The organism is Edaphobacter sp. HDX4 (genome assembly GCF_036877565.1).
Lineage (GTDB): Bacteria > Acidobacteriota > Terriglobia > Terriglobales > Acidobacteriaceae > Edaphobacter.
Window position 1 is genome coordinate 61,568 of the sequence record NZ_JAEDXW010000022.1, and the last position, 24,125, is coordinate 85,692.

The 24,125-nt window shown below is 59.7% G+C and carries 22 protein-coding genes; 10 read left to right on the top strand and 12 right to left on the bottom strand.

What is annotated here, in order from left to right; translation table 11 throughout:
* Positions 1–69 precede the first annotated feature (69 nt).
* Positions 70–1,020: a sigma-70 family RNA polymerase sigma factor gene (locus JAO29_RS18625; RefSeq protein WP_334269770.1), complete on the top strand. Its 951-nt coding sequence runs from the start codon at positions 70–72 to the stop codon at positions 1,018–1,020.
* A gap of 123 nt (positions 1,021–1,143) precedes the next feature.
* Positions 1,144–1,893, top strand: a complete 750-nt coding sequence (locus tag JAO29_RS18630; RefSeq protein ID WP_334269771.1) for an SDR family oxidoreductase — start codon at positions 1,144–1,146, stop codon at positions 1,891–1,893.
* A 215-nt stretch (positions 1,894–2,108) separates the two neighbouring features.
* Here the strand turns inward: JAO29_RS18630 and JAO29_RS18635 are convergent, their stop codons facing one another.
* Positions 2,109–3,917, bottom strand: a complete 1,809-nt coding sequence (locus tag JAO29_RS18635) for a serine hydrolase domain-containing protein (protein ID WP_334269772.1) — start codon at positions 3,915–3,917, stop codon at positions 2,109–2,111.
* On the bottom strand, positions 3,914–4,213 hold the full coding sequence (locus JAO29_RS18640) for a PadR family transcriptional regulator (RefSeq protein ID WP_334269773.1): 300 nt from the start codon (positions 4,211–4,213) through the stop codon (positions 3,914–3,916). The genes JAO29_RS18635 and JAO29_RS18640 overlap by 4 nt, the downstream gene beginning before the upstream one ends.
* Before the next feature lie 402 nt (positions 4,214–4,615).
* Between JAO29_RS18640 and JAO29_RS18645 the strand changes: the two genes are divergently transcribed.
* Both JAO29_RS18645 and JAO29_RS18650 read left to right on the top strand, forming a co-directional pair.
* Positions 4,616–5,473 (top strand): hypothetical protein, encoded by an 858-nt coding sequence (locus tag JAO29_RS18645; protein ID WP_334269774.1) that lies wholly within the window; start codon positions 4,616–4,618, stop codon positions 5,471–5,473.
* A 26-nt stretch (positions 5,474–5,499) separates the two neighbouring features.
* On the top strand, positions 5,500–6,339 hold the full coding sequence (locus tag JAO29_RS18650) for a hypothetical protein (RefSeq protein ID WP_334269775.1): 840 nt from the start codon (positions 5,500–5,502) through the stop codon (positions 6,337–6,339).
* Between the two features lie 475 nt (positions 6,340–6,814).
* On the opposite strand, the gene JAO29_RS18655 is transcribed toward JAO29_RS18650, so the two are convergent.
* From JAO29_RS18655 to JAO29_RS18685, 7 genes are all read right to left on the bottom strand, one after another.
* Positions 6,815–6,979 (bottom strand): hypothetical protein, encoded by a 165-nt coding sequence (locus tag JAO29_RS18655; RefSeq protein WP_334269776.1) that lies wholly within the window; start codon positions 6,977–6,979, stop codon positions 6,815–6,817.
* Positions 6,980–7,218: 239 nt separating this feature from the next.
* Positions 7,219–8,268 carry a Gfo/Idh/MocA family oxidoreductase gene (locus tag JAO29_RS18660; RefSeq protein WP_334269777.1) on the bottom strand — a complete coding sequence of 350 codons (1,050 nt, stop codon included), beginning with the start codon at positions 8,266–8,268 and terminating at the stop codon, positions 7,219–7,221.
* Positions 8,269–8,478 (bottom strand): hypothetical protein, encoded by a 210-nt coding sequence (locus JAO29_RS18665; RefSeq protein ID WP_334269778.1) that lies wholly within the window; start codon positions 8,476–8,478, stop codon positions 8,269–8,271.
* A gap of 77 nt (positions 8,479–8,555) precedes the next feature.
* A complete protein-coding gene (gene nhaA / locus JAO29_RS18670) occupies positions 8,556–9,908 on the bottom strand; it encodes a Na+/H+ antiporter NhaA (protein WP_334269779.1) in 1,353 nt (450 codons plus the stop codon).
* Between the two features lie 42 nt (positions 9,909–9,950).
* Complete coding sequence (gene alr / locus JAO29_RS18675; RefSeq protein WP_334269780.1) at positions 9,951–11,168, bottom strand: alanine racemase; 1,218 nt, start codon at positions 11,166–11,168, stop codon at positions 9,951–9,953.
* A 64-nt stretch (positions 11,169–11,232) separates the two neighbouring features.
* The gene (locus JAO29_RS18680; RefSeq protein ID WP_334269781.1) at positions 11,233–11,955 is read right to left on the bottom strand and encodes a helix-turn-helix transcriptional regulator; all 723 of its coding nucleotides are present in this window, start codon (positions 11,953–11,955) and stop codon (positions 11,233–11,235) included.
* A gap of 68 nt (positions 11,956–12,023) precedes the next feature.
* Positions 12,024–12,404 carry a VOC family protein gene (locus JAO29_RS18685; RefSeq protein WP_334269782.1) on the bottom strand — a complete coding sequence of 127 codons (381 nt, stop codon included), beginning with the start codon at positions 12,402–12,404 and terminating at the stop codon, positions 12,024–12,026.
* A gap of 243 nt (positions 12,405–12,647) precedes the next feature.
* On the opposite strand from JAO29_RS18685, the gene JAO29_RS18690 reads away from it, so the two are divergent.
* On the top strand, positions 12,648–13,664 hold the full coding sequence (locus JAO29_RS18690; protein WP_334269783.1) for a PIG-L deacetylase family protein: 1,017 nt from the start codon (positions 12,648–12,650) through the stop codon (positions 13,662–13,664).
* On the opposite strand, the gene dnaB is transcribed toward JAO29_RS18690, so the two are convergent.
* Together dnaB and msrA are read right to left on the bottom strand one after the other, a co-directional pair.
* A complete protein-coding gene (gene dnaB, locus JAO29_RS18695; protein WP_334269784.1) occupies positions 13,661–15,067 on the bottom strand; it encodes a replicative DNA helicase in 1,407 nt (468 codons plus the stop codon). The two genes, JAO29_RS18690 and dnaB, sit on opposite strands and share 4 nt — an antisense overlap.
* A 169-nt stretch (positions 15,068–15,236) precedes the next feature.
* The gene (msrA, locus tag JAO29_RS18700; RefSeq protein ID WP_334269792.1) at positions 15,237–15,860 is read right to left on the bottom strand and encodes a peptide-methionine (S)-S-oxide reductase MsrA; all 624 of its coding nucleotides are present in this window, start codon (positions 15,858–15,860) and stop codon (positions 15,237–15,239) included.
* A gap of 523 nt (positions 15,861–16,383) precedes the next feature.
* Between msrA and JAO29_RS18705 the strand changes: the two genes are divergently transcribed.
* Positions 16,384–16,572, top strand: a complete 189-nt coding sequence (locus JAO29_RS18705; protein ID WP_334269785.1) for a hypothetical protein — start codon at positions 16,384–16,386, stop codon at positions 16,570–16,572.
* Here the strand turns inward: JAO29_RS18705 and mnmG are convergent.
* Positions 16,569–18,584 carry a tRNA uridine-5-carboxymethylaminomethyl(34) synthesis enzyme MnmG gene (mnmG, locus tag JAO29_RS18710; protein ID WP_334269786.1) on the bottom strand — a complete coding sequence of 672 codons (2,016 nt, stop codon included), beginning with the start codon at positions 18,582–18,584 and terminating at the stop codon, positions 16,569–16,571. The two genes, JAO29_RS18705 and mnmG, sit on opposite strands and share 4 nt — an antisense overlap.
* 137 nt (positions 18,585–18,721) lie before the next feature.
* Between mnmG and JAO29_RS18715 the strand changes: the two genes are divergently transcribed.
* The 4 genes from JAO29_RS18715 to JAO29_RS18730 all read left to right on the top strand — a co-directional run bounded on the left by JAO29_RS18715 (position 18,722) and on the right by JAO29_RS18730 (position 24,099).
* The gene (locus JAO29_RS18715) at positions 18,722–20,878 is read left to right on the top strand and encodes a glycosyltransferase 87 family protein (RefSeq protein WP_334269787.1); all 2,157 of its coding nucleotides are present in this window, start codon (positions 18,722–18,724) and stop codon (positions 20,876–20,878) included.
* Positions 20,879–20,929: 51 nt separating this feature from the next.
* A complete protein-coding gene (locus JAO29_RS18720; RefSeq protein ID WP_334269788.1) occupies positions 20,930–21,841 on the top strand; it encodes an alpha/beta hydrolase family protein in 912 nt (303 codons plus the stop codon).
* A gap of 62 nt (positions 21,842–21,903) precedes the next feature.
* Positions 21,904–23,103, top strand: coding sequence for a mechanosensitive ion channel family protein (locus JAO29_RS18725; RefSeq protein WP_334269789.1), 1,200 nt, complete (start codon positions 21,904–21,906; stop codon positions 23,101–23,103).
* Between the two features lie 87 nt (positions 23,104–23,190).
* Positions 23,191–24,099 carry a D-hexose-6-phosphate mutarotase gene (locus JAO29_RS18730; protein WP_334269790.1) on the top strand — a complete coding sequence of 303 codons (909 nt, stop codon included), beginning with the start codon at positions 23,191–23,193 and terminating at the stop codon, positions 24,097–24,099.
* Positions 24,100–24,125: the final 26 nt, after the last annotated feature.

A 24,125-nucleotide genomic window follows, 5' to 3' on the forward strand; every position in this document is an offset into this window, starting at 1 on the left:
GTTAAGCCTAAGCCAAGGCGCCTTTAGCGATAAAAGTCGTATCTACGGCCTCTGTTTACAATCGAAGCCATGTCGCCGCACGATCTGGACGAATCTCGCGATCTCGACCTGGCCACCTCCGCCTTTCTGGCCGTGCGTCGCCGCCTCTTCGGGATCGCCTATCGCATCCTCGGAAGCGCCGCCGAGGCCGAAGACATCGTTCAGGAGACATGGATCCGCTGGCAGGCAACCGACCGCACGACCGTCCTCGATTCCCCCGCGTTCCTCTCCACCATCACCATCCGTCTCGCTCTCAACCTCGCGCAGTCCGCCCATTCCCGTCGCGAGACCTACATCGGTCCCTGGCTCCCCGAACCCGTCGACACCAGCTCCGACCCCTACCTCGGAGCCGAGCGTGGCGAAGCCCTCTCCCTCGCCGTTCTTCTCCTGCTCGAAAAGCTCTCCCCCGCCGAGCGCGCAGCCTTCGTTCTCCGCGAGGCCTTCGACTATCCCTACTCCACCCTCGCCGGGCTCCTCGAGACGACGGAGGCCAACGTCCGCCAACTCGTCTCCCGCGCGCGACGCCACGTCGCCGAGGAAGGGCACACCGCCGCATCGACTCCAGACCCGGCCCGGCAAACCGAGCTCCTTCAGACCTTCCTCCGCGCCGCCCAGAAGGGCTCCGTGGCCGAGCTCGAAGGCCTCTTCGCCGCCGACGTCGTCTCCCTCACCGATGGCAACGGCATGGTCAGCGCCGCCAGCAAACCGGTCATCGGGTACCAGCGCGTCGCCAAACTCGTGGCTTCCTTCGCCTCACACTTCTGGACCGGCGTCACCGTCGACTACATCCAGGCGAACGGAAACCCCGGGGCTCTTCTCTCGCGCAACGGCTCCGTCATCGCCTTCGCCTCCGTCGAGACCACCCCCGAAGGCATCAGTCAAATTATGTGGGTCATGAGCCCACCCAAGCTCGCGCTCCTCGCCAATTCGCGGACGGGTACGCCCCAGCAATCTCTCCCTTCTTCGTCCCCCGGCGCCTGACTCCGCGTCACGCGCGCCAAAAATTATCGCCCCTGCTGTCACAGCAACCCGCCCTGCCCGGTCTTCCCTGCAACGAAGGAACAAAATTCCGCCCCCGCCGGGGGCAATCCGGGAAGGTTCACCATGAAGATCGTCGTCATCGGAGGCACAGGCCTCATCGGTAAGAAACTCGTCAGCATCCTCCAGCAGCAGGGTCACGATGCCGTCGCGGCATCCCCCTCTTCGGGAGTCAACACGCTCACCGGCGCGGGCCTCGCCGACGCATTCAAAGGAGCTCAGGTCGTCGTAGACGTCTCCAACTCCCCATCCTTCGAGGAGACAGCCGTCCTCAACTTCTTCTCGACCTCCGCCCGCAACATCGCCGCCGCCGAGCTCGCCGCAGGCGTCCAGCATCACGTCGCTCTCTCCGTCGTGGGTGCCGACCGCATGGCTCACGGAGGCTACATGCGTGCCAAGGTAGCCCAGGAGGGCATCATCAAGGACTCCGGCGTGCCCTTTACCATCCTGCGGGCCACGCAGTTCTTCGAGTTCCTCGCTCCCATCGCCGACGTCAGTCTGCAGGACGGAGCCGTGCACCTTCCCTCAGCCCTCATGCAGCCCGTCGCCGCCGCAGACGTCTCCGCCGCCCTCGCTGACGTCGCCACCTCGAAACCAGTCAACGGCACCCTCGAGCTCACCGGACCCGAGAAGCTTCCCATGGCCGAGCTGGTCAAGACCGTGCTCTCCGCAAAGAAAGACCTCCGCACCGTCGTCGCCGACCCCAAGGCAACCTACTTCGGATACGCCCTGGACGACTCCACCCTCAACCCCGACAGCGCCACTCCCCGCATCGCCCCGACGCGCTTCGAAGACTGGCTCCGCCAAGCCCTCTGATCCCTGAAGCAGCTCTAGCCCTAAAGCAGCTCTCCCAAGGTGTAGTGATGAAAAGGCCGTCATCCTGAGCAACGCGAAGGATCCCTCTATTCTGCCCCGAGCCGCAAACCGTGCTCCGGGCAGAATACGTGGATCCGTCACTCCATTCAGCACTTCCGTCCGTCACGTCATGGCGACACAGAGCGCTCGTGCTTGTACCCCATTATTTTTCTCGCCTATCGCTTATCCGACAGCGTGACCCAGTTCGCGATGAAGTAGCCGAGCCGTTGAGCAACCGGCGGATCCACGTTCGCTAATACGACAAAGACATATCTCCCATCGTTGCAGAGTTCGACGTCCGCATTCATGCCTGGATAGCCCCCGGCATGCCCCACGCAAGTGCTTCCGTTCAACGAATGCACCATCAGCCCATATCCATAGTGGTCATCGTGAGGCATAGCTACGTTTCCCTTCATCATGAGAGAGGTGTAGTTCGCATTGAGAAGTTTGTGCTGCTGCAAAGCCTTCGCGAACGCCAGCAGATCGCCAACCGTGGAGTAGCCCCCGCCCGCCGGAATTCCGCGATAGGGGAGAGAGCCTGTATTCGGATGCGCGCTCTTATTACCATCCATAGTGGTGTACCCGACACTCCTGCCGGAAACCTTTTCATCCTCTGGAAGCTCGCCGGTAAACTTCATCCCCGCCGGTCGGTAGACATGATTCCTCATGTACTCGTAGTAATCTTCACCACTCGCTTTTTCGATCACCTTGCCTAGCAGGATGTAGCCGTAGTTGCTGTATTCAAAGCGGCTGCCGGGCTCATAACGCGTAGGCCTGTCTCCGAAGATGCGGATATAGTCGTCCAGTGTTCTCAGCTCGAGACGATGCGCTTTGTACTCTTCACTGAAGAGTACGTTTGGACCCGTTCCAAAGATGTCTCCTGTGCCACCCGTGTGGTTCAGCAGTTCACCGATCGTCACTCTCCGGGCCAGGTCCTTATTCGGATAGTTGGGAAGGTATCTCACCAACGGGTCGTCGAGCTTTACTCTTCCTGATTCGACCAGCTGCAGCGTGGCCACGGCGGTGAAGATCTTGTTGACCGACCCGATCCGGAACCGCGTCTCCACTGTGTTGGAGATCTTCTGCTCGCGATCTGCGAATCCGTATGCCTGTTCGAAGATGGGAGTCCCCTCTCTCGCGATGAGTGCGGCTCCCGAGAATTTTCCTGCAGCAGTGTCTTCAGCGAGCTTCGTCCTGAGAGTCTGGATCAGCTCCTCATCCGTGCCGTGCGTCAGTCCGGGCACAGGAGAAGAAGATTGCGCCGACGAACAGGTGCAGAGTACCGGCAGGAATGCAAACATCTGTGCCATACGCGCAAGGCGCATTCCCCATCTGGAGGTCTTCTTCCGGCGAAGACGGCCAACACGTGGCGTGTCCGATGCCCCTATCCACAGCGTGACCAAAAGACTCAACGCGATCGGGAGACTGATGAAGTACAGGTGATCCACCAGGAAGAAATCTGTTCGTGTGAGATCTCTGAGGACGATCTGTGGATGTCGAAGCTGCCGGAGCACAACGAGGCTCGCAGCAAAGATCATCGACGCGCCGGTGGACAGGGCGAAGGATAGCTCGCGGGCTGAGCGCCAGCTCATCGATCCCGATAAGACGGTGTACGTAGCGAACCCCAGCCAGACAAACAACACCGCCGGCAGGACACCGTAGATCAGCGGCAGGATCGACGACCAGGGCCATGCCAGAATCCTGTATCGATCCATCGAGTAAGTAAGACCTCCAACACAGGCTGTTCTCCACAGGGGATAAAGCGCGCTCCATCCCGCCGCAAAGGCCACCAGCCGCGCGCATCGGTTTGCAGTCGTCAAGGCGTTGATCAGAACGGCTGTAAACACCTGGTGATAGAACCACCCTGCCGAGCATCCACCTTCCAGCTCTTCCAGTAAATCTCCAGAGAGACGCCCTCGCTTCGTCGCAGACTCCGTGTGGTCAAGCAGCCATACGGAGAGTCGCACAAATTGTGTCCGCTTCATGCGATCTCTCCTTTAATGGGAGGCAAAGATCTCCAAAGTCCACTCAGAACCTGACGCGTCTCATGCAGGGCGCGAATTCCATCGGCGGTCACCGCAAAGTATCGTTTCGCACGCCCTCCGCGTTCGGGAGTGGATTCGCCCATGGTCGACTTGACCAATCCCTTGAGCTCAAGCCGATCCAGAGCCGCATAGACGCTTCCCAGGGATACGCTGCGGCCGCGAACCTCAGAGAGCTCCCTGGCCAGCGGAACGCCATAGGTGTCGTTCTCCAGTCGCATGATCGCTAAGAGGATCATTAATTCGAATTCGCCTAGGAACTTTTGCTCTGCCATATATTCATTAATAGCGAAGAAATATGATTGTGTCACGTAAATTTCAAATCGTCACCCGTTCTCCCGACCGTCTCCATCCCAGCGGGCTCGTCCTCAACCTCGAAGCCATTGACGGAACCCCAATCCTCGATATCAAGCCATCATCTAAGACGTCCGGTGAGAAATCGCCGCCCATCCAAAAACTGCATTGCCTTATATAGCTGACAAGTCCATAATCTCCCCCACGGGAGCGGCACATGAGCCTACGCAAGCCCTGCCTGCCTTGCATGATCGTTGCAGCCAGCGCCATCTCTCTGCTCGCGCTCGCCATCTCCGTCCCTGTTCGGGCCCTGGTACGAAAAACCTTCTGATGCGGAGGTACTCCCCATGGCCAACCGCTGGGTACGAGTCTCTATCTTTGCCATGGGCGCCATCGCCGTAGGCGTCTACATCGCCGTCTCTCAGTCGCAGCGCCGTTCCGACACCGTCGGTCCCGCGCAGAGCCCGCGCAATCCCTTCAACGACAACGACGCCGCCCGCGCCCTGCATGACTTCCTGGCCGTCATGTACAGCCAGGGCGACAACGCCCAGCAGGACTACGCCCGCGCGCTCGAACGCCTGCGCTCGCAGGCCGAAGCAGTCGTTGCCGAGATCCCCCGCATCGAAGCCACCCTCCGGGAGACCGACTATCCCACCCGCTTCGCCCTCATCTTCACAGCCTCCGAGCTGCGTCACCCCGCCGCTCTTCCCTGGCTCCGCACCGTGGCCCTTAGCCGCATCCCTGCCGAGCGCTCCAGCGATCCTCACTCCTTCTCCACCGTCGCCGAAGAGACCATCCTTCGAACCACCGCTGTCGATGGGATCGGTCGCCTCGCCCAGGAGAACAACAACGAGGCCACCGAAGCTCTCTATCAGAGCCTCGGCACACCGTCTCTCTCCATCCATCGCGCCGCCGTCCAGCAGCTCCTCCAGTCGCCAAACGTCTCCCGCGAACGCATCCTCTCCGCGCTTCCTGAAGACCAGCACTTCCTGCTCGATCTCCGCCGCATCGACGTCCGTGAGGCTCCGCAGATTCGCAATCCTCAGCAGACGCTCGCAGCCGAGGGACACGGTCTTCAGACGCGCGGAGTGGAAACCCACGGCTTCACCTCTCCTCCTCCGTCCCACACTGCGGCTGAGGAGCCCTCGCAGCGCGTCTCGTCCCGGTCGACCCACAACCCGCCTCCCACACTCAACCGCCGCTAACCGGGCCCTGTATCGAGGAGATAGCCATGGCTGACTGCACGTACTCCGTCCCCGACCTCAATACCAGCGGGGATGCCCTCTACGGTCCGCGCATCTGCAACCAGCCCTTCGTTGACTGGGTCTGGTCCACCCACGGCTTCAACGGAACCTACTGGCAGGGTGGCTGGGGCTTCGACGACGCCTGCAATAACACCAAGCCCCTCTGCCGCGCCTTCAACGGCTTCTGGCTACTCAACTACTCCGCCGACGATTACAACAACGAGGACTGGAACAACGACATCCTCCATTGGGGCCGCCGCTACGTCCGCGAGCAGCTCCATGCCATCAACGACCTGCGCGCCATGTGCGGCGACGGCAGCGCCATCGCCAGGACGTCCAACTCCGGCTGTGCCCACTACCGGCAGATCTCCAGCAGCAGCTGCGACGACTGGGACAGAAACTGCTGCGACTGGATCCCCTGCTCCTGGGTCTGCGGCCTCATCACCTGGATCTGCCGCGCCTGGGTCACCATCACCAGCTCCGTCTGCGATCTCTTCGTGCCCGGCCGGGTCGAGCTCTACCTCGGCTTCTTCTACACCAAGGACGTTCCTGGCCGCGCCGAAACTCTCGTCCACGAATCCCGCCACATCGGTGGCAAGCCCCACAACGCCAACTTCCCCCGAGGCTCCGTCTTCGGAGCCGGAAAGTCCGGAGCCGACTCCGACTGGGGCTATCAGGGAGCCTGGATGTACGGCGCCCTCTATCTCTGGTGGTTCTACGCCGCCGGCACCCGCACGACCCCGGCTCTCCAGCAGGCCGCGAAGCAGCGCGGCAACGTGGTCATCGACAACGCCTTCGCCACCCACCCCGGCTTCACCATCCCCTAGCCGAAACTCATGAACGCCCTGACCTATCAGGTCGGAAAACGGTGTCAGCTCAGGAAACGGGTGTCAGCTCAGGAAACGGGCGCCCCGTCTTCCTGCACTCGGAACAGCTATCCACCCAGAAGAGTGTCATCCTGAGCGAAGCCCGAAGGGCGAAGTCGAAGGATCTGCGGTCAAAGCCGGCCAGAGCGCCTAGGCCGGGTGCCGGATGCCCCATCTTCGCGACAGTCTCATCGAGCGCAAGCTCGACCCTGCACCAAGCCCACTCACGAAACCCCACGTAACCAACCCTACACATCCTCAAACACGCCCTCTTCAACCCAAAACAACACCTTCCTGCAACGCGCCTTCCTTAGCTGCTCAAAACAATCACCCCTCCCGCAAAACGTGTCATCCTGAGCGAAGCCCGAAGGGCAAAGTCGAAGGATCTGCGGTCGGAAGCCCGACCGAAGCGGCACGCCTCAAACCTGCACCCGCATCAAGCCCGCCTGACCAGGACCCACCCCACCACCCAAACCAGACCAAACGCCGGAAGAGTCATCCCGACCGAAGCGAAGCGCAGTGGAGGGATCTGCTTCTCTCCATATGCCTTCCCTCCAATCCATCCGCCATGCTTCTCCGATCCCAGCCCTGTCAACCCCATAAACCCGCATGTCCCCCAGATTCAAGGACATCCATCTGCCGGTTAGTTCACTGCGATCCACTCCTCTTAAAAGAGGAGAAGACTTAAGTCACAGCACAGACCATCCTCAACAAGAGGAGCAGAATCAATAATTTGCACTGCTAGAACACGATTTAACAGGACTTTACGCTCTTCCAGTCACGAGGTCCAAGCCTAAGTCATGTGTTTCCAAGAGTTTGACGTAGAAACGAGGGGTGGCCCTAGACCTTCAGCCCCGCCCGGCGAGCGTGAACCGAGATCGCCTCATTGATCTCGAGCGCCAGCTTCAGCGCCGCTCGGCCATCCTCTCCGCTCACCAGCGGTCGAGTCCGGTTCCGCACCGAGTAGAGGAACGAGGCAATCTCCAGCCGCAGCGGCTCGCCCGGCTCCACCGGAACCTTGCTGAGCGATAGCCCGGCGGAGGGATGACCTCCAGCCCCCTGTGATGCCTGAAGCATCTGTGCCATAGCGGCCAGCTTGGCCGGATCCATCCCGGCAGCCGCCGTCACGTCGATCATCAGCAGGTCCTGCCGGGCGAAGTCGATCGAAAGATACTGATGCGGCTGAAAGAACCTGAGCTTACGGACCCGCTCCGTCGATACCCGGCTGGCCGTAAAGTTCGCCACGCAGCCGTTCTCGAACTCCACCCGGACGTTCGCGATATCAACCTTCGGCGACAGCACCGGCAGCCCGACCGCCCGAACCTCGGTCACCGGCGAGCCGACCAGGTTCAGCACGATGTCCAGGTCGTGGATCATCAGGTCCAGAACCACGTCCACATCCAGCGAGCGAGGCGTAAAGACGCTCAGCCGGTGCGACTCGAAGAACATCGGCTGGTTCAGATATCGCCGCGCCGCCGTCACGGCAGGATTGAAGCGTTCAAGATGGCCGACCTGCACGATGCGCTCGTGCTTCGCTGCCAACGCAAGAACGCTGTCCGCATCCTCAAGACTGGGAGCCAGAGGCTTCTCGATCAGCACATCGACGCCTGCCGCGATCAGCTCCTCTGCGGCAGCGCGATGATGAACTGTCGGAACACAGACCGACGCTGCGTCCACGTCCTGCGCCGCCAGGCACTCCGCAATCGAGGAGAAGGAGGGGACGCCGAACTTCGCCGAGGCTTCCGCCGCTGCCGGACCGCCAGGATCGACGACCGCGACCAGCTCGACCGGCTCTCTGGCCTGCTCCAGCTCGTTGTAAACACGAAGGTGGTTGCGGCCAAAGGCTCCCGCCCCGACGACCGCGACTCGCAGTGAATTTGCCGGCGCCACTTACTTGATGGGAGCCTCTACCGCCTTGCGGCAGCGTGTGTAGAGATCCAGCAGCTGCTGAACCTGGTCCTCGGGCTTGGTTGAGGGCGTAACGCCGAATCCGGTCGAGCCTGCGCCCTTACCGGCGACATTCGCATGCGCGGCGACGAACTTCAAAAGGTCCAGAGCAATATCTTCAGTACGGCGCGCAGCAATCGTTGTGGCTTCCATGAAAGAGGTTCCTCTCGTTTCTCTAGCCCGATCTTAATGGTCCGTGCAGCAGAGGCGCAAATGCGTGCGCTCCGCGATCAGCTCTCTTCCGCATCCGCGACCGGACGCACACACGTCTTCGCCACCAGCAGGGTTCCCAGCCCGGCGGCGCTGACCGAGGCCAGAAGCACCGCGATGCGCGCCATCGTGTACTGATCGTCCGTCCGGAAGGCAAGCCCGGCGATAAAGATCGAGATCGTGAATCCAATGCCTCCAAGCCACGAGACGGCATGCAGCTGCCCGAACGAGATTCCGGCCGGAAGCTCGGCCAGCCGCAGACGAACGGCCAGCCACGAGAGGAGCGTGATTCCCGCTGGCTTGCCGAGAACCAGGCCCAGCAGCACGCCATAAAAGACCGGATCCCGCACAAAGCTGGCGGCGTGGATCCCGCTCAACGGGATGCCTGCGTTCGTAAATGCGAACAGCGGCATGATGACGAAGCTGACCCATGGATGAAGCGCGGCCTGCAGGCGGTCGAGCGGAGACTCGGATAGCTCGAGACCTTCGCGAATCTTATGCAGCTGATGACGAGCCTGGTCACTGCGCGGTCCTTTCCGTTCGACCGACCGCGCAAACTCATCCAGACGAGTCTTGCCTCGATCAAGCAGCGTGTCTGGCTGAAGGAAGGTCCGCGTCGGAATCGCCAGCGCCAGCAAAACTCCCGCCAGTGTGGCGTGCACACCGGACGCGTGCATCGCGCACCACATCGCAATCCCTGCCAGCAGGTAGACGGTGAGCTGTTTCACTCCGAGCCGGTTCATTCCGACACAGACAAGGAAGACCGCTAGAGCGATCGCCAGGTAGCCCAGCCGGACATCGCGAGTGTAAGCGGTAGCGATTACGACTACGCCTGCGATATCGTCGACGATCGCCAGCGTCACCAGGAAGATCTTCAGGCCGACAGGAACCCTGCTGCCGAAGACAGCAAGCACGGCGAGCGAAAATGCAATGTCGGTAGCGATCGGAATACCCCACCCACTTGCGCCGGAGCTGCCGTGATTCAGCAGGATGTACAGAAGAGCAGGAACAACCACTCCGCCCAGCGCGGCCAGCACAGGAAGCAGGGCGCGCCGCACCGAGGTGAGCTCCCCAACCCGAAGCTCGCGCTTTACCTCCAGCCCGACGCTCAGGAAGAAGATCGCCATCAGGCCGTCGTTGACCCAGAAGTGCGCGGTCCACTGGAAGGTTGAGCTTCCCGCGCTAAATCCGATCGGAAAGTCGAGGTACGAAAAGTAAAGCGGAGCAAGAGGAGAGTTGGCCAGAGTGAGCGCGGCTACAGCGGCCGCCAAAAGGACAATGCTGCCGGCAGACTCAAGCTGCACGAAACGTACAAAGGGCGCGACAAGTCTGCGGACGGGCCGGTGGTCGATTTGCGGAAGCTGACTCGCCATAACCGAATGCTACCGATATTGAGAGTAGCTTGCAGCGCAGAGCTACAGCAGCAGGCGGGGAGCTTTGATTCCGCAGAGGATCTCGTAAGGAATCGTCGCTGCCAGCCGGGCGTGATCTTCTGCCGTGATCCCTTTGCCAAGGACGACGGCTTCGTCGCCCACAGCAACTGAAGGTAGTGCCGTCACGTCCACAATGGTGAGGTTCATGGAGACGCGTCCAACGATGGCAGCAGCCTGGCTACCGAAGAGAACCCAGCCTCCTGCCCTGACGTCAGTCCCTGAAAGCTCCCGCCGCAGACCGTCGGCGTAGCCGATTGGAAGGAGCGCCAGCCGCATGGATCTCGCAGCGGTCAAGGTGCCGTTATAGCCGATCTTCATCCCGGGCTCCACCTCGCGAACGTGCGTGACGCGTGCCTTCCACGTCATGATGGGCTGAAGGCAGGGATGCACAAGCGGCTCCGAGCGACCAGCATAGTTCTGCTCACACTCGAGGGGAAGGCTGTAGCCATAGAGACTGAGCCCGCTCCGCACCATCGGGTTTGCCTCTGCCATGTGCGCAAGTTTGCGCAACCAGCACAGCGGACTCTCTCCTGTGCCAGCTTCGTCGTTCTGGTTGTCGATCGTCGAAGAGTTCCCCGCATGAATCCATTTAGGCCGCAGCCCGGCAGATACGACCTGCAGGATTGCCTGTTCAAAGAGGCGCCTCTGCTGGGCCGTCTGATGCGAACCCGTCACCTCTGCAGAGGCAAAATGAGTCATTACACCATCGAGACGAACCACGCTCTGCTGAATAAGCCATTGAAGTACCTCTTCCAGATCGTCCCCGGGCGCGACTCCCTGTCGCGCCATGCCCGTATCGATCTCAAGATGCACGTCGACCAACTGAATGCCGCGTTCCCTCGCCGCATGCGCCAGCGACTGCATCTGCAGGACACTCGACACGACCGGAGTCAGGCGATGCTCAAGCGTGAGCCTGGCATCCTCATCGTGCGCCTCGCTCATCACCAGAACGCGAGGCTGTTGTTCAGGCGAGACACCCTGCGCGGTGAGTGCCGCTCGCACCGCTGCACCCTCTGCAGCATCGGTCACGCCAAGCCATGCTGCGCCAGCCTGCGCAAGCACCGGGGCACATAGCTGTGCGCCATGCCCGTATGCATCTGCTTTTACGACTGCAAGCACTGATGTGTCTGCGGCGGCTTCGACCAGAAGACGATAGTTTGCAGTCAGCCGCTGCGCTGAGATCTCGATCCAACTCTTCACAGATCTATCCTACGGGCTCGGAACGGCACGCCCACAACAGTGACATGGAGTGACATGCGTTTCGTCAGAAGCTGGCTGACGGCGCCAGAAGTTCGCGCCGCTCTTCGCCTGAGGGAACGACCTTCCGCAAATGATCTTCCAGCCGCTGTCCCTTCTTCGGCGTGAAGGTGCGCTCCAGAATGGCGACATCGTCCATGCGGTCCAGGCGGAAGTCGCGGAAGTCGTCGCGCAGCTCGCACCACGAGGTCAGCGTCCAGACACCGCTCCAGAAGACGAGCGCGAGCGGCCAGACGCAACGCTGGCTGCGCTCGCCGTCTTCGCGAACGTAGCTGAAGCTGGCGACGTTCCGCGATTTGCATGCTCCATGCAGCAGGTCGACCCGCAGACGCAGATGCGGAAGCATTCTGTGTCCGGGCGCGTAGAGCAGGATGGAGTCGAACTCGTTGCGCAGGTCGGCAGGTAGAACGGCTTCGATACGCTGCAGTGCCTGATCGGCGCCGAGCACATTCTCTGCGCCGCCCCAGGCGCGTACCAGGCGAGCCCCAAGGACAAGCGAAGTCAGCTCACCGCGAGTGAACATGAGCGGCGGAAGATCCATATCGCGACGAAGCGTGTAGCCGACACCGGCCTCGCCCTCGATGGGAGTTCCAGCCAGCTGCAGGTCCTGAATGTCCCGGTAGATTGTCCGCTGTGAGACCTGCAGTTTTCCGGCAAGCGTCTGCGCCGTCTGCAGGCGGCCCTGACGGAGGAACTGCACGATTCGAAAGAGACGATCTGCACGTCGCATAGGCGGATGATCGCAGGTACAGGGTCGATTCTACTGACAACCTGCAGCGGTCGGTGGATAACCATCTTTCAGTGAGAGTGCAGACCGATGTGATTGCCCTCGCTGTCGCGCAGACAAGCGAAGTGGCCGTGGCCCCCGGCGACAGGAGTCTTGGGCATAAGCACGAGTCCGCCGGCGACGCGAACGCGTGCGAGCACGTCGTCCAGTTCTCCATCACAGTTGAGATAGACCATGGTGCCCCCGCGACCGGGCTTCTGAAAGGGGCGTTTTACGAGGGTTCCGCAGGTGCCGGCACGCTCGGAGGAGAAGAACGCCATTGGCGTCTCGGACGGCTCGCGCTGCATGGGTGCGCCGAGGATCGTTTCGTAGAAATTGGTGGCGCGTTCGAAATCCTCACATGGAATCTCAAACCAGTTAATCGCGTGTTGCCGTAGCTTTTGTTCGTTCATGTCGGTGCTCCTCGGAAGAGTCTTCAAGCGACTACATCACAAAGCATACGAAAGCCATGCTGACAGCATCATGTCAGCAGGTTCGTCAGTGTGTTTATTGGCTGTGAATTCCTGGGTGGTCCCACCAATTTCCCTGCTTGATGAGACGATCTCATAAGGGACTAAGGTCTTACGCAGCAGTCGCGCTAGAGTAGTCAGCAACAGAAACCACATCTTTGGGAGAGCACCGTGAAGCGAAGAGACATGATTCGTGGGACAGTTCTCGGCGCAGCCATGACAGGCCTGGATGTCGCGACCTATGGGCAAACAGTTTCAAGCAGCCGTCCGGCGCAGAGTTCGGCTGGTAGCGGCAGAGAAGCAGACTGGACGTGCAAGGGCGAGATGGTAGTGGAGGAACAACTGCCAGGCAAACCGCATGCCGGGAAGGTGCTGGCCGCAATCCAACCACATGCAGATGATATTCCGCTCTTCGCTGGTGGCCTGGTGGGGAAGCTGATTCGCGAGGGATACACCGGCTATCTGATTCGCGTCACGAATGACGAGATGACCGGCAGTGGAACCCGGGGCGAGGGTGTGCTGCACAACGAGCAGGACAATGATGCCGTAGCGAAGTCTCTGGGGCTGAAGAAGAGTTATAACCTCGCCTATCGCAACCATCGCATGGACGAGATGTCTCCGCAGGACCTTCGCGGCAATCTGATCCTGCTGTTTCGCATGCTGAAGGTGGACACGATTATCTGTTACGACCACTGGGGACTGTACGAAGAGAACCCCGACCATTATGTGACGGCAGCGGCGGTGGAGTCGGCAGCATGGATGGCCGGAATGGCGAAGGATTATCCCGAGCAGCTGGAAGCGGGGCTTAAGCCGCACAGCGTGATGGAGAAGTACTATTACGCCCGCGGACCGCAGATCGCGAACCGCGTCGTGGATATTAGCGGAACCGTCGAGGTGAAGGTGGCGTCGATCCAGGCGATTGGAACGCAAGGGCCGGGCGGCGACAACGGAGCGCGTCTGCGGCAGCGGCTGGCGGAGAAGAAGCTCCGGCTACCTGTGTTAGGCAACGACGACGAGACGGCAAACCGCAAGTACATCGAGCATTTCGTTCTCGACGAGGACTCGATGCACACGCGTGGGGTGCTCTCTGACCGCGAGCTGGGCGCGGCTTATGGATTTGCATGGGCAGAGCGCTTTCGTTACATCGGACCGAATCGATCAAGGCTGGACGAGTACATCGCGAAGAACGCGGTGGCGGTCTAGTATCCGCCTCCACCGCCATAATCGCCGGTAGAGAGATTCTCGAAGCGCGTGTAGTCGGACAGGTACGCGAGATGGATGCTGCCGGTCGGACCGTTACGCTGCTTGGCGATGATGATCTCGGCCTTGCCTTTGGAGTCAGGATCCTCGTCGCCGTTCTCGTCCTTGTTGTAGTAGCTGTCCCGGTGAATGAAGCAGACGACGTCGGCGTCCTGCTCGATCGATCCGGATTCGCGGAGATCGGAGAGCATGGGCTTCTTGTCGCCGCCGCGCTGCTCGCTGGCACGTGAGAGCTGTGAGAGTGCGATGACGGGAACTTTCATCTCCTTAGCCAGCGCCTTGAGCCCACGGGAGACGGCCGCGACCTCCTGATTACGATTTTCAAATCCTTTTTTGCCGGCCCCCGACGATCCGGTCATCAGCTGCAGGTAGTCGATCATGATGAGATCGAGGCGACCCTCCTGCTGATGCAGGCGGCGGGCCTTGGCGCGCATCTCTGCGAGGGTGATGCCGGGAGTATCGTCGATGAACATCTTCGACTCGATCAGACGCTCGAGCGCAGCCATCAGCTTGCCCTTGTCCTCTTTGGGGAGGAAGCCGGTCTGGATCTTGCGGGAGTTGACCATGGCTTCGGAGGCGAGCATACGTCGCAGGAGTGACTCTTTCGACATTTCGAGCGAGAAGACGGCGACCACCTTGCCGTCACGCACGGCGGAGTTCTGCGCGATGTTGATGGCCCAGGCAGTCTTGCCCATCGAAGGACGGGCAGCGATGATGATGAGCTCGGAGTCCTGCAGGCCGCTGGTCATACGGTCGAAGTCGACGTAGTGCGTGGCGAGGCCGGTGACTTCGCGGCCCTGCTCGTAGAGCTTGTCGATGCTGCCGAAGGAGGATTTGACGATGGCGCCGATATCGGAAAAACCGCCGGTGACGGCGTGATCGGAGATCTCCATCAGGCGATTGCTGACGTTGTTCAACACGTCGAGAGCTTCCTGGCTCTGATCGGCAGCCTCGACCATCCCCATATCGCAGACGGTCATGAGCTGACGCATGAGGCTCTTGTCGCGAACGATGCGGACGTAGCTCTCGATGGAAAGCTTGCGGGGAAGTCCCTCGCTCAGGGATGCAAGGTAAGGAACGCCGCCGATGGAGTCGAGCTCCTTCTGCTTGCGCAGATCTTCGGCGACGGTGACGATGTCGACGGCGTGGCCGGCCTCGGCGAGCCGAAGCATGGACGCGTAGATGCGACGGTGCGAGTCGAGCGCGAAGTCGTCTGCTGTCAGCAGCATGGTGGCGTCGGTGATGGCGAGAGGCTCAACCAGCATGGCGCCGAGAATGGTCATCTCAGCGTGAACCGAGGCGGGGCGCTCCTGCTGATCGCCGACGAGCTGAGGATAGGCTGCCATGAATCTTCTACCTTAAAACAGGTTTTCCGGCCTGAGGAAAAGTCTTGTGGAGAGCGTGGAAAATCGGCTCATTTTTCTCAGTTTACGCGCACACATACACACACTCACACTGAGAAACGACGGTTATCGAAAAGGGAACCAGCTTCGCCGCGGGTGATGCACGCCAGTTTTACTCGTGCTTGTAGTCCTGGAAGAGGTCGGGGAATTGTTGCTTGAGGGCCGCTATCTTGGGGACGTCGCAGACCTGGATATATGGATTGTCAGGATTCTTGTCCGCGTAGTCCTGATGGTAGTCTTCGCCGTTGTAGAAGGCCTTGAGCGGTACGACCTGGGTCACGATCTTTTTGGGGAAGGCGCGCGCGGCGTCGAGCTGAGCGATGTAGGCGTTGGCGATCTTCTGCTGCTCCGGCGTGGCGTAGAAGATGACGGAGCGATAGGAGAGGCCGACGTCCGGGCCCTGCCGGTTGAGCTCGGTAGGGTCGTGCACGGCCGAGAAGAAGATGCGAAGCAGGGTGCCGTAACTAACCTTTGAGGGATCGAAGACAATCTTGACGGATTCGGCGTGGCCGGTAGTCTCGGACGAGACCGCACCATAGTTCGCCGTCTCTTTGGTTCCCCCGGAGTACCCCGCCGTGGTTGCGGTGACGCCTTTGACCCGTTGGAAGACGCTCTGAACTCCCCAGAAGCACCCGCCGCCGAGGACGGCAGTCTCGCTGCTTGGCGATGTAGCGTGCTCATCGACGGTGGGAGCCGGGAGAGGTTGTTTTCTCGTATCGGCAAAGGTAGTAGTCATGTGTCCTCCCCGGGTCCAAAGTATGAAGGCCAGGGCGGCAAGAAACAACACGCCAAGACCGATCCAGTAGTTGCCGCTTTTCATTGTGCGCTCCTGCCTACCTCATTTAGATGCGGTGAGGATTCAGAGGTAACATGCGGGAATATTCTCTAGTTCGTGAGCTACTAACGCTTAGAACGCGTGAAGCACCAATTGCTCGCAGCCTACAAATGGTTAATGTCTCTCTCTAAGTCTTGCAGCCAGTGGGAATTGAACGACTATCCCGTGATTATGGTTCACCAGGACAATTCAGAGTTCAATGGACCTTCCCGGCTAAAGCCTGTGGAATGGTCAGCGAGAATAGTGCGCTGGAGCGTAAGTGGTTCAGGAGATACGGAGCAGGAAGCTTTGGAGAAGCTTGGAGACTTTCTGGACCTGAAACGCAAGAAAGACGGCGCCCTGCCACGTCCGGGAACTAATGTGCCCAATCGAGTTTGCTTCACAGAATCTGATCTCTAAATACGAACAGCTTGAGAATGATTTTGTGAATCGTATACTCGATATTGAGTGGGCGTGGATATCGGATGAATCCAGCTTGTGGGATTTTCACGCTGACGAAAATAACGACGAATATTATCGACGGATTCAGGCTATCTATGGCGTCGATGTCTCTGATGTTCGTCGCGCCATGATCGTCGGCATATTGGAAAAAATATCCAACTTCCGACGCTAAGCTACGGTCTGTTGCCGCGCCTGGATCTCGATGAAGATATGGATGAGGCTGACGGCCGCTGGCGTCACTCCGGAGATACGGCTGGCCTGGCCCAGCGTCTGCGGGCGGACGCGGCCCAGCTTCTCCTTCATCTCGCGGGAGAGGCCGGATATGGCCGTGTAGTCGAACCAATCGGGGATGACCTTCTGCTCGGCCTGCTTGAGCTTCTCCATCGACTTGCGCTGCTGATTTAAGTAGCCCTCGTACTTGATTTCGGTTTCAACGGTCTTGATCTCGTTGCGGACCCAGACGGGGAGCTTTGCGTCCTCGTGGGATGATGCAAGCCATTCCGTGAGTTCAGGTTTTGCGGCGACGAGCGGCACGAGTGCGGGCCAGATTGCCTCGATAGTGATCGCCGGGCGCTTGAGAAGCTGTGCAAAGGTGATGCCTTCGACACTTGGGCCGGTGAGGTCTGGCTGAAGCTCTGCAGGTAGCGAACTGATATCCACCTTGGTGGAGCGCAGCATCTGCGAAAGCGCCTGGGCGCGAGCCTGCTTGGATTCATAGTCGGCCCATGCATCGTCAGCGATCAGGCCAAGGCGTCGACCGTGTGGGGTGAGGCGCTTGTCGGCATTGTCGATGCGCAGGTGCAGGCGGAACTCCGCCCGCGAGGTGAACATGCGGTAGGGTTCGTTGGTGCCCTTGGATATGAGGTCGTCGATCAGGATGCCGGTATAGGCCTCGGTCCGGTCGAGTGTAAAAGTGGGCGGGCCCGGATTTCGTTCATTCCACGTCTCAGAATCGAGATGTTGGGCAGCCGGATTCCTGAGAAACTGCGCATAGAGTGCGGCGTTGATGCCAGCCATCAGGCCTTGGCAAGCGGCTTCTTCGTAGCCGCTGGTCCCGTTGATCTGCCCGGCCAGGTAGAGGCCCTGATAGCTCTTTACTTTGAGGGAGCGATCAAGCTCGGTCGGGTCGATCGCGTCGTATTCGATGGCGTAGCCGGGGCGCAGCATCTCGGCGTTTTCGAGGCCGTGGATGGAGCGCACCATAGCCGCCTGCACCTCCATGGGCAGTGAGGTGCTCATGCCGTTGATGTAGACCTCGTGGGTGTTCAATCCCTCGGGCTCAAGGAAGAACTGGTGCTGGATCTTGTCCGGGAAGCGCACGATCTTGTCTTCAATCGATGGGCAGTAGCGCGGACCGATGCCTTCGATCTGCCCCGAATACATAGGAGAGCGGTGCACATTGTCGCGGATGAGCTGCAGGGTCTCGGGCGTGGTGTAGGCGATGTGGCAGCTGATCTGCCGCAGCGGAGGCTGCCCCGAGCGAGTAAACGGCGAGCGGAAGCTGAAGGGTGTCGGCTCGGCATCGCCGGGCTGCTCTTCAAAGCGCGACCAGTCGATGGTGCGGCCGTCGAGCCGCGGCGGTGTGCCGGTCTTCAGGCGGCACTCGCGCAGGCCAAGCTTCTTGAGGTTTTCGCCTAGAAGCACACTGGCAGGCTCGCCGGAACGACCTGCTGTGTACTGCTGCTCGCCACAGTGAATCAGGCCGTTGAGGAAGGTTCCGGTAGTAACGACCGTCGCGGCAGCGCGGACTTCGCGTCCGTCGCGCAGCTTTACCCCGCGAATGACATTGTCGTCGACCATCAGGTCGACGACCTCGGCCTGCTTGATGAAAAGGTTCTTCTGCGCTTCCAGGACCTCGCGCATCTTCACGCGATAGAGTGCCTTGTCGCACTGCGCTCGCGGCGACCACACAGCAGGCCCTCGCGAGGTATTGAGCAGGCGGAACTGGATCCCGCAGGCGTCGGCAACCTCTCCCATGACGCCGCCGAGGGCATCGACCTCGCGCACGAGGTGGCCTTTAGCGATGCCGCCAATCGCGGGGTTACAGCTCATCTGCGCGATCAGGTCGAGGTTGAGGGTGAACATGGCTGTGCGCAGCCCCATGCGCGCTGCAGCCACGGAAGCTTCGCAGCCGGCGTGTCCTGCGCCTACGACGAGCACATCGTATTGTTCCGTAAACGCCATCCCCTCTATTTTACTGGCCGGAAGGGCATCGAGCGATCTGTTTGCGGAGCCGTTTTGCAAGCCCGGTTGTCTCCAGGATGTAAAAAGAACGCCCTGTGGGTCACAATCCGCGAAGTGCGCCATAAGCTCAAAGGCAAATGATTACGGAGGTCGCATACGATTCTGCAGGTTCGGGTTCGACGGCGCGGCTCGAGACAGCCTTATGCGCCGCGCTTGCAGTGTTTCTACTGTGGAAGGGCTTGATTCCGGCCTGGCGATCTCTCAATACGGATTTTCCCAACTATTACCTGGTCGCTCGCCTGTTTCGGGAGGGCTATAGACTCGATCGCATCTACGACTGGATATGGCTGCAGCGAATCAAGGATTACTGGGGCCTGGACCAGCCGCTGGTCGGTTTCGCGGGATTGACGCCATGGTCAGCGCTTCCGATCGTCCCTCTTTCGATCTTTTCTGCTCTGACTGCGAAACGGATCTGGATTCTGATTAACCTGGCCATACTGGCTTCGAGCGTCGAGCTGCTGCATCGGTCGACCGCGCTCGGGCGTCGGCGTATCTGGCTGGTTGCATTGCTGGCGGTGCTGCCCCTTCGCACCAGCTTCCTGTATGGACAGATGCATCTGCTGGTCCTCTTCCTGATGGTGCTTGCTTATGTCTTTCATCGCCGCGGGCGCGCGGTGTGGTGCGGGGTGTGCATCGCGCTCGCCGGAGCTCTCAAGATCTACCCGCTGCTATTTGTGCTTTTCTTTCTGTGGAAGCGGCAGTGGCATACTGCGGCGGCGACGATGATCGCGGCTGGGATTCTCGTGTTTGCTGCGGGAGGGACGATGGGGTGGGGTCTTCTCCATACCTATATGTTTGAGATACTTCCACGGAGCGTGCAGGGGGAGATGCTGGATCCCTACAATCTGCACGCGGCGTCGGCGGCAGCTGTTTTTCATCGTCTCTTTCTGTTTGAGCCGTCTCTCAATCCAGCACCAGCGCTTGCGTCGTCCACACTCTACGCCGTTTTGTATCCTCTCTGGGAGGCGCTGGTCCTGTTTCCCTTGTTTGCTCTTATTCGTCCGCTCAGTGGACCTCTGGGAGAGCAGGCGGAGTGGGCGGCATTTACCTTCGCTTTGCTGCTGTTGTCGCCTGTGCCCTCGAGCTATCACTTTGTGGTGATGATTCTGCCTGTCGTTCTGCTGATCGATGGACTAGTCAGGGAGAACCGACGCGGTCTCATTGCCATCTCTATATTGCTTTACCTGCTGGTCTCCGTATCAGGGTTGATCGCCACGGATTCTCACACCATCTCAGGCCTGAATACAGTTCTCGCAACTTCCCGCCTGTGGTTTGGAATCGCCTTGTACATAACGTTTTTAATTTGGCTTTGCCGGCATTCAGAGCGGACAGGATTGCAGCATGAACGTAATCGCTACGTTCTCCTCGTAATGCTCACAGGAATTGCGCTTGCGTCGAGCATTGCGAGCTATCGCCATCACTTCTTAAAGCGAGAGCGGGAGACGGGAGGCCGCCTCACGCCTCCGGCCGCGACATTGCTTGCCACACAGCCTCGCGCCGACTTCAGCCACAACCTCTTTGTAGCCATGTCGTCGCAGGGTTATCGTATCTCCGATGCTGATGGGCCTGTACTTTATGACCGGCCTTACCGGCGGTTCACAGATCAACTTTCGTTCACCGTGTCTGCCGATCATAGGATCTTTGCAGAGGTCGCAGATTCTTCGGGCTCTCGCATCGTCCGGGGCCCCGATCTCGCGCTAATAGCGGAAGATGCGGAGTCTCCTGCGATCTCTCTCGATAGGGATCAGCTTGCCTTTATCCGCGAACACAAAGGTCAAGGCAGCTTGTGGACTATGCCCCTGCGTTCAGAGGACTCGTTGGGGTCAACATTACCGGTGCGTCTCACGGGAGAAGATTACGATGTACGCGGTCTCTCGTTTCTTCGCTCGGGCGCGCTTCTATTTCTGGCGAAGCACGAGGGATCGACAGGGCTATTCTCCATCAAGTCGGCCGCTGCCCCGAGTCTGTTTTTTTCTCCTGGGGCCGAGATCGCGAGCTTTTCCGTGTCGCCGGATGAAGGCTATCTGGCGTTGACGGAGCGAATCCACAATCGGTGGCAGCTGGCCATTTTGGATGTGCCGAACCGCCGGATAAAACTCCTTACGACGACGGATTGCAACGCCTACACTCCGGAATGGTCGACAAAGTCGTCGATCATTTATGCAACGGACTGTGGACGCGGCGTCGGGCTTACAGCACTGGCCACCGTCGATATCTCTGCAGCGCTGCCATAACGGCTGAACGTTCTTTGTTTACATTCTGAGCCGCCTCGATAGAATCACCGCATGCTCACCTGCCGATCCCTCTCGGTCGCTGCACTAATTTGTGCATCGCTTACGATTCATGCGCAGAGTTCTTCTGCAAGCGCGAATGCGATCACGACTGATCCAGCCCCTGATAAGGCCGCCCCGCCGTCGATGGTGCAGCTTGCGGTGCCGTCGCACGGCGAGCGGCTGCTGGGGGTCTTTTATCTCGCAGCAGGAGCAGGTCCGCATCCGACCGCGATCGTCATGCACGGCTTTCCCGGGTACGAACAGAATCTCGACATTGCGCAGGCGATTCGTCGCGCAGGATGGAATGTGATGGCGGTCCACTATCGCGGTTCCTGGGGCATGAAGGGAGACTTCTCATTCAGCCATGTCCTTGAGGATGCGGATGCTGAGGTAGCCTTTCTGCGCGACCGTGCCGTCGATGCGAAGTATCACGTCGATCCTTCGCGGATTGTGCTGGTCGGCCACTCCATGGGAGGATTCGCTGTGGCCTCGGCTGCAGCGCATGATCCTCGTGTCGCCGGGGTGGTGATGATCTCCGCCTGGAATATCGCGGGACCCTATACCGATCTCTCGGACGACAAGGAAGGGATCGCAGTCGCGAAGTTTGTGCAGGGCCAGACGAAGAACGATCTTGCTCCGCTGGCAGGATGCACGGCGGAGTCGCTTGGCCACGAGGTATTCCGTGGACGAAAAACATTGAACTTCCTGACCTTCGCCCAGTCACTCTCTACACGCCCCGTACTGATTGTGACGTCGGACGACGGATTGGCGAAGGATAACGAGAAGCTGTTCCAGGCGCTGCAGGCTAATGGAGACCACAGCGCACGGATCGTCCACCTCGCAACGGATCACTCCTACTCTGGCCGCCGAATTGAGCTTGAACAGGCGGTCTTGCAGGCACTTGCCTCGCTTCCGCCGCGCTGACGGGCTGAGCCCGGATTGCTTTAAAAGCAACCGCCAGCAGGGTGAGGCCATCCTCACCATATATGGCCGCCTCTCTTTCTCTTCTACTGCCGGGAATGCTTCCAAGCACCCTGATGATGGCCGTTGCAGGACGAAACCTTAGACATACGTGGTTTCTCGCCGTCTTTGTCTTCTGCACCATCATCGTTCTGGCGAACCTGGTGCACTATCTTCTGTTTCGCATCCTCAAGAAGAAGGAGCTGCAGAGGACGGGTGCGGGCTGGGGAATCAGACGCTATCTGAGCCATCCCGCGAGGGCCATCTTCTTCCTGACCTGCGCAGGGATCGTGCTTCCGCTGATTCCACCACTGCCGGGCGATGTGAATGACCTTATTCACCAGGGCCTGCTGATGGCCCTCGTAGGGTGTCTCGGGTGGTTTGCAATTGGATGCGTCTATGTCTTCCAGGAGTTCATGCTCCGCAGGTACGACCTGAAGGCAGAGAACAACGTCCGCGCGCGCCGTGTCCATACGCAGTTTCAGCTCTTTCGCCGGATTCTGATTACCTTCATCGTCATCATCACAATCGGCGGTCTTCTGTGGACGTTTAATGATCCTCGCATCTGGCACTACGGCTCAGGCTTGCTTGCGTCGGCTGGTATCGCCTCCCTGATTCTTGCCACTGCCGCCAAATCGACGGCCTCAAACTTCCTTGCGGGCCTCCAGATCGCGTTTACCGAACCGATCCGTATCGATGACGTCGTCGTGATTCAGGGCGAGTGGGGCCGGATTGAAGAGATCAACTCCGCTTATGTGGTCGTCAAGATCTGGGATCTGCGCCGCCTGATCGTTCCTCTGAGCTACTTCATCGAAAACAGCTTCCAGAACTGGACGCGAGAGTCTTCTGACATCCTTGGAAGCTCGTTTCTGTATGTGGACTACTCCATTCCCGTGGAAGAGCTGCGCGTGGAGCTCAACCGGATTGCGGAGTCCTCACATCTTTGGGACAAGAAGGTCTGCGGGCTGCAGGTGACCAATCTGTCCGAAAAGACCATGGAGCTGCGATGTCTGGTCAGCTCGCGAAACTCCGGCGAAAACTTCGATCTGCGCTGCCTGATTCGCGAACAGATGATTGCCTACATCCAGAAGAACTATCCCAACGCATTTCCGACCACTCGCTTTGCTGCGGTTTCAGAGATTCCGATCGGGCTGCAGCAGGGGCAACGCGACGGACGGCAGACACTCCCCTCGGCTCGAGGAGACTTTGGCGAAAGCCGGAACTAGGGATTTCTTCCGCTGGACCGGCGGAAGGCTCCTCCTCAGCTCGCTCGTATCGCGGTCTGCTGCAAGAGGCTACACTTGATTTCGGATATGGACCTTAAACAGCTGAACGATCAGTTCGGAATCCCTGGCGTCCTGCACTTTGATGAGCATGCAGGACTGGCGCGTGCCATTGCCACAACCCCGGCGGCAAGTGCAACGATCTACCTGCAGGGTGCGCATCTGGCAGCGTGGCAGCCCACCGGCGAGCAGCCCGTGCTCTACATGAGTCACAAGAGTGACTTTGTTCCTGGCAAGCCGATTCGCGGCGGAGTACCGATCGCCTTCCCGTGGTTTGCGACCGATTCCAGGGAGGATCGGTTTGAGGGCAAGCCTGGACCTTCGCATGGCTTTGCGCGAATCCAGGAATGGAACATGAGCTTCGCCGGGCTCTCCGGAGAGGACCTGCACCTTACGTTCACGCTGGAGCCAACGGAACTGAGCCGCCACATGGGATTCGATCGATTTCGCGTCGCCTTTGAGGTGGTGATTGGACGCAGTCTCACCATGCGCCTGGCGGTCGCCAACGAGGCGGAGAAGCCGCTGCAGTTTGAAGAGGCGCTGCACACGTATTTCCACGTGGGCGATGTTCGACAGGTTTACGTTACCGGACTGGAGCCGACAGGCTACGTGGACAAGACTGACAATTTCCGCCCTAATCCGCCTGCCGAAGCACCGCTCCACTTCACCCGGTTTACCGATCGCGTGTATGCCAGTACGACAGCAACCTGTGTGATCCACGACGACAGCCTGAAACGCACCATCACGATCGAAAAACAGAACTCCGACACCACCGTTGTCTTCAATCCATGGAGAGAGCTGCCGGATCTGGGTCCCGAGGAGTGGAAGGAGATGGTCTGCGTGGAGACGGTAAACGCAGGACCGAATCAGATCACTCTCGCTCCCAGATCGACCCACGTGATGCAGGCTCACATTACTCTAGCGAAGATGGAGAGATAAGCCTGAAATGCTGATACTCGCATCAT

Bases quoted from the DNA above. Each gene is read 5' to 3' on its own strand.
- JAO29_RS18665 (WP_334269778.1), bottom strand. From the start codon at position 8,478: ATGGAAGCCACAACGATTGCTGCGCGCCGTACTGAAGATATTGCTCTG.
- dnaB (WP_334269784.1), bottom strand. From the start codon at position 15,067: ATGGCAGCCTATCCTCAGCTCGTCGGCGATCAGCAGGAGCGCCCCGCC.
- JAO29_RS18685 (WP_334269782.1), bottom strand. From the start codon at position 12,404: ATGAACGAACAAAAGCTACGGCAACACGCGATTAACTGGTTTGAGATT.
- JAO29_RS18655 (WP_334269776.1), bottom strand. From the start codon at position 6,979: ATGGGGTTGACAGGGCTGGGATCGGAGAAGCATGGCGGATGGATTGGA.
- JAO29_RS18645 (WP_334269774.1), top strand. From the start codon at position 4,616: ATGGCCAACCGCTGGGTACGAGTCTCTATCTTTGCCATGGGCGCCATC.
- JAO29_RS18690 (WP_334269783.1), top strand. From the start codon at position 12,648: ATGATTCGTGGGACAGTTCTCGGCGCAGCCATGACAGGCCTGGATGTC.
- JAO29_RS18725 (WP_334269789.1), top strand. From the start codon at position 21,904: ATGGCCGCCTCTCTTTCTCTTCTACTGCCGGGAATGCTTCCAAGCACC.
- msrA (WP_334269792.1), bottom strand. From the start codon at position 15,860: ATGACTACTACCTTTGCCGATACGAGAAAACAACCTCTCCCGGCTCCC.
- JAO29_RS18650 (WP_334269775.1), top strand. From the start codon at position 5,500: ATGGCTGACTGCACGTACTCCGTCCCCGACCTCAATACCAGCGGGGAT.
- mnmG (WP_334269786.1), bottom strand. From the start codon at position 18,584: ATGGCGTTTACGGAACAATACGATGTGCTCGTCGTAGGCGCAGGACAC.
- nhaA (WP_334269779.1), bottom strand. From the start codon at position 9,908: ATGGCGAGTCAGCTTCCGCAAATCGACCACCGGCCCGTCCGCAGACTT.
- JAO29_RS18720 (WP_334269788.1), top strand. From the start codon at position 20,930: ATGCTCACCTGCCGATCCCTCTCGGTCGCTGCACTAATTTGTGCATCG.
- JAO29_RS18625 (WP_334269770.1), top strand. From the start codon at position 70: ATGTCGCCGCACGATCTGGACGAATCTCGCGATCTCGACCTGGCCACC.
- JAO29_RS18635 (WP_334269772.1), bottom strand. From the start codon at position 3,917: ATGAAGCGGACACAATTTGTGCGACTCTCCGTATGGCTGCTTGACCAC.
- JAO29_RS18680 (WP_334269781.1), bottom strand. From the start codon at position 11,955: ATGCGACGTGCAGATCGTCTCTTTCGAATCGTGCAGTTCCTCCGTCAG.
- JAO29_RS18715 (WP_334269787.1), top strand. From the start codon at position 18,722: ATGATTACGGAGGTCGCATACGATTCTGCAGGTTCGGGTTCGACGGCG.
- JAO29_RS18640 (WP_334269773.1), bottom strand. From the start codon at position 4,213: ATGATCCTCTTAGCGATCATGCGACTGGAGAACGACACCTATGGCGTT.
- JAO29_RS18630 (WP_334269771.1), top strand. From the start codon at position 1,144: ATGAAGATCGTCGTCATCGGAGGCACAGGCCTCATCGGTAAGAAACTC.
- JAO29_RS18730 (WP_334269790.1), top strand. From the start codon at position 23,191: ATGGACCTTAAACAGCTGAACGATCAGTTCGGAATCCCTGGCGTCCTG.